Annotated in this window: 5 protein-coding genes; 3 read left to right on the top strand and 2 right to left on the bottom strand. The window is 65.4% G+C overall.

Annotated features, from left to right (window positions below):
• The 3 genes from I6U14_RS10670 to I6U14_RS10660 all read left to right on the top strand — a co-directional run.
• The coding region (locus I6U14_RS10670; protein WP_296899180.1) for a glycogen/starch/alpha-glucan phosphorylase at positions 1-815 on the top strand (815 nt) is incomplete at its 5' end.
• 277 nt (positions 816-1,092) lie between these two features.
• Positions 1,093-1,434: a hypothetical protein gene (locus I6U14_RS10665; protein ID WP_296899179.1), complete on the top strand. Its 342-nt coding sequence runs from the start codon at positions 1,093-1,095 to the stop codon at positions 1,432-1,434.
• Positions 1,435-1,641: 207 nt separating this feature from the next.
• Entirely contained in the window at positions 1,642-2,082 is a 441-nt protein-coding gene (locus tag I6U14_RS10660) for a hypothetical protein (protein WP_296899177.1), read from the top strand.
• Between the two features lie 99 nt (positions 2,083-2,181).
• Here the strand turns inward: I6U14_RS10660 and I6U14_RS10655 are convergent, their stop codons facing one another.
• Both I6U14_RS10655 and pstS read right to left on the bottom strand, forming a co-directional pair.
• Positions 2,182-2,841 carry a hypothetical protein gene (locus I6U14_RS10655; protein WP_296899175.1) on the bottom strand — a complete coding sequence of 220 codons (660 nt, stop codon included), beginning with the start codon at positions 2,839-2,841 and terminating at the stop codon, positions 2,182-2,184.
• Positions 2,842-2,945: 104 nt separating this feature from the next.
• Positions 2,946-4,040, bottom strand: coding sequence for a phosphate ABC transporter substrate-binding protein PstS (gene pstS, locus I6U14_RS10650; RefSeq protein ID WP_296899174.1), 1,095 nt, complete (start codon positions 4,038-4,040; stop codon positions 2,946-2,948).
• Between the last annotated feature and the right edge of the window lie 149 nt (positions 4,041-4,189).

Genomic DNA, 4,189 nt, shown 5'->3' with positions numbered 1-4,189 from the left:
ACGTCCAGGCCAAGCGTATCCACGAGTACAAGCGCCAGCACCTGAACCTGCTGCATATCGTCTGGCTCTACGAGCAGATCAAGCAGAACGCAAACATCGAGCTCACGCCGCGCACCTTCATCTTCGGCGGCAAGGCGGCCCCCGGCTACTTCATGGCCAAGCTCATCATCAAGCTGGTCAACGCCGTCGGCGAGGTCATCAACAATGACCCGCAGGTGAACGGCTATCTGCGCGTCGTCTTCATGCCGGACTTCAACGTCAAGAACGGCCAGCGGCTGTACCCGGCAGCCGACCTCTCGGAGCAGATCTCCATGGCGGGCAAGGAAGCATCCGGCACCGGCAACATGAAATTCTCCATGAACGGTGCGCTCACCATCGGCACCCTCGACGGCGCCAATGTCGAAATCCGCGATGCCGTAGGCCACGACAACTTCTTCCTCTTTGGGCTGACCGCATCCGAGGTGCACCAGCGTCAGGCTGAGGGCTACCGGCCATGGGAGGTCTACCACGGCAACGAGCAGCTCAAGTCCGCAATGGACCTCATCGCCTCCGGCCTCTTCAGCCACGGCGACACCGAGCTCTTCCGCCCGCTCATCGACAACCTGATCCACTCGGACCCCTTCATGGTGCTTGCGGACTTCCAAGCCTATGTCGACTGTCAGCGCCAAGTGGACTTGGCCTATCGTGCGCCCCACAACTGGGACCGCATGTCCATCCTCAACACCACGCGCATGGGCAGGTTCTCATCGGACCGGTCCATCCAGGACTACGCGGACCGGATCTGGCAGGTAGAGCCGATGCCGATCGAGGTATGAGACAGTGCTGGGTGCGCAGTGCGAGGCGCGCTCGCTGAGCGGCGGCAGCTCGTCCCCGGAAACCGCGGGGTGGACTGCAGGCCAGTGCGAACGCTCCGCGGGTGCGCGCCGCTTCGACCCCGCACCGCACACTGCGCACCGCGCACCCGCCGCACGGATACCCATCGCACGCCGGTTTTCGGTTTGTCGCGCGAAGAACCTGCTGATCTGTCTGATCTTCCTCGAACCTCGCCCCTCGAAACTCGCTCCCCTCCGCTATAGAACCATGGAGGCCCACATGAAACGCACACTGCCCATCATCGTCATCACCGCCCTGACCGCCACCGCCTGCACCCAGGAGACCCAGAACAAGCTCGGTCGCTCCATACAAAACTGGACAGGCGCGAACGGCGTGCTGGAGATCTACGCCGGCGACAAGCTGGTACGACGCTTCATCGACATCGACAAGCTCACCACCGCCAGCGCCACCCAGGGCGGCGGCGACCGCCCGTACCGTTTCGGCTACGGCATCATCGACAAGAACCTGAACGGCACGCGGGATGACGATGAGCGCAAGGTCTATTTCGAGATCAGCGACTACGCCACCAACTACGTCTTCTACGGCGATCCGGGCACATGAATCTTGGCTGCGACTTTCATGAGGTCCCATCCGCCGTCGGCGAGCGGCCCCGCACAGCCACCACAGGCAGATGCGACATCGGCGACCGGCGGGTTAGCCGACGTCAGCCGACCTGTCTCGGCAGCGCAGCCAGCGCGTGACGCGCCGGTTTCGCTCGCGTCAGCGGGGCATTAGAATAGGGCGGTCATTAAACGGTCACATTCCCGCATGGATCTCGCCGAGGCCATCAGCAAGCTCGTGCCTCTCCAGGTACGCCTTCCAAACCCCCGCAAGCCCTTGGATTTGGAAGCCCATTACGCGGCGGAGGTGTTCCTCGCGGAGACACCCCACGGTTCCGCCGTGATCTGGCTGGATCCGTTTTGGTGCGAACGGCCGGATACGTCCGCTGCGCACATCGCCTATGCCGAGCCGGTGCGTCAGGGCAGCGAGGAGCGGTGGGTGGACAACGACCCGCGCTACGGACCCCGCTGCATCCCCTACCAGAAGCCGTTCGTCATCGAGCGGCTCCGCAGCGACTCCGCCGCCTGGAAGGATTACAAGACCTGGCAGCACCGCCGCGCCAGCAAAGGCCAGGCCTGTTGGCGGCGCGCCGCCTGGCAGCGCGTGGAGCAGGAGCTGGCGGAGGTGGTACAGCGGCGCCTCACCTGAGGCCCGGACACTGGGTAATCGCGCATTCCGCAAAACGCGCAGCGGACCTCGCAGTCGGATCGAGCCTCGTCTGCGCCCGCCCCGCCGGCAAACGCGGCGTCAGCGCAGCAGATGGGTCTTCTGCGCGCCGTCCTTCAGCAACTGGGCAAAACGCTTCATGAGCTTTCGTCGCGTGAGCAGCATGCGCAGACTGTGCTTGCGCGTCTCTTTGGTGACGCTGGATGGGTCGAAGTAGGCCTTGGCGTTGTCCACGCTCAGCACGAAGGGCGGCTTGCCCTCGCGGGCGAGCATCCAGCTCATGATGAGGGCGCCGGTGCGGTGGTTGCCCTCCACGTAGAGCTGCGGCTCGCTCAGCACGTGGATGTAGGCCGCCGCCGCCCGCCGCCAGACGGTCTCGCCTTCCAGCAGCGCCAAATACTCCACTAAGGATTCGAAGCCGCCATCGCGCTTGGCATAAAAACGCTCCTCGGTGGCCGCCAACGCCGCTGCGCATTCATGGCGCAGCATGCGGTCCGTGCCGCAGATGACCAGAAAGTTGAGCTCGAGCAGGGCTTTGGAGTTGCCGAGCTGGAAGGGGTCGACGCGCTCGGCGAGTAGCTGGTCTACCTGGCGATAGCCGGCCATCATGTGCGCGATGACGGCGTCCGACAGCGGGTCGCGTCGCGTCTCCAGCCGCCGGTTGATGTGCTCGAAGTCCTGCTGCACGGCGCGCAGGGAGGCCTCGATGGCCGGCAGGTGGAGACGCGGCGCCTTCGCCATGGACTGCTGCGGATCGGAGCGAGCGGATGCGGTGGCAGGCGCCGACGGCGTGGCGGCTTGTGCCTGCGGGTGAGCCGCGGGGCGGGCGCCCCGCGGCGGCGGGATCATTGGATGGCTTCCACCTTGGCCCGGGCCAGTCGGACCATTTCCGCCGGCAGCGGAATATAACCCATCTCCTCGGCGATGGGCTGCCCCTCTGTCAGGCCCCAGAGGACAGCGCCCTTGATCGCCTCGGCCCGGGCGGCATCCGGATACTGCTCATAGAGCAGCAGCCACGTGTAGCCCACGATGGGATAGGCATCTGCCCCCGGCGGGTCCGGCACGAACACCCGCAGGTCGTCCGGCACCTCCGGCGCGGAGCCGAGCCCGGCGCTGCCCGCGGCGGCGGTGGGCTCGACGTATTCCCCTGCCTTGTTCTGCAGCGTCGCCATAGGCAGGCCCAGGCGCTTGGCGAACTGGTATTCCATGTAGCCGATGCTGCCTTCGCTCACCTTTACACGTTGGGCCACGCCCTCGTTGTAATTGACCTCCATCGCGCTGGCGGGCCAGTCGAGCTGTTTGCCGACCCCGGGACCATCTCGCCAGGCAGGAAAGGCTTCGGCAAGGTGGCTGGTGATGATGTAAGTGGTGCCGCTGCTGTCCCGGCGCACCACCGGTGTGATGCTCTTATTGGGCAGGTCGAGATCCGGATTCGTGGCGGCGATGCGCTCATCACGCCAACGCTTGATCTCGCCGCTGAAGATGCCTTCGATCGCCTCACGGGAGAGGGTCAGATTTTCGACACCCGGCAGGTTATAGGCGAGCACGACCATGCCGCCGGTCATCGGCACCATGATCGCACCGCGCTCGCCGACCTTGTCGAGATCCGCATCGGACATGGCGGCGTCACTGGCGCCGAAGTGGATCTCGGCACCGCCAAAGACCTCGCCGGCGGGGTCCTTGCCCGCCAGGAACATAGCGATGCCCTTGCCGCTGCCGACGCCCGCGTACTGGAACGTGACACCCGGCGTCTCGCCACCGTAAACCTCGATCCATTTCTCATACAGCGGCTTCGGGAACGTGGCGCCGGCGCCGCGAATAACGACGTCGGCGCCCGTCACCGCCTCCGTGGCCGTGTCGCCACCCTCGGAGCAGGCGGCGAGTGCCAGCGAGGCGCAGGCCACCAGGGCCGCACGCACAACCCATCGTACGCTTTGCATGACCTTTCCTCAGCTTGTGGTGGACGTCGACGCAGGCGGGTCAGCTGAATTCGCCGCGCACGTATTCCTTGGTGAGGTCCTGCTGCGGGTCCTCGAACACCTGCTTGGTGGGGCCCATCTCCACCAGATAGCCGGTGCGCCCGCCCTTG

Source organism: Thiohalocapsa sp. (assembly GCF_019695415.1).
In the GTDB taxonomy this organism is placed as follows: Bacteria; Pseudomonadota; Gammaproteobacteria; order Chromatiales; family Chromatiaceae; genus Thiohalocapsa.
The sequence above is the reverse complement of the archived record's forward strand: the minus strand, read 5'-3'. Positions and strand labels throughout refer to the sequence as shown.

Coding starts and splice junctions, on each gene's coding strand:
- I6U14_RS10665 (WP_296899179.1), top strand. CDS start 1,093: ATGAAACGCACACTGCCCATCATCGTCATCACCGCCCTGACCGCCACC.
- I6U14_RS10655 (WP_296899175.1), bottom strand. CDS start 2,841: ATGGCGAAGGCGCCGCGTCTCCACCTGCCGGCCATCGAGGCCTCCCTG.
- I6U14_RS10660 (WP_296899177.1), top strand. CDS start 1,642: ATGGATCTCGCCGAGGCCATCAGCAAGCTCGTGCCTCTCCAGGTACGC.
- pstS (WP_296899174.1), bottom strand. CDS start 4,040: ATGCAAAGCGTACGATGGGTTGTGCGTGCGGCCCTGGTGGCCTGCGCC.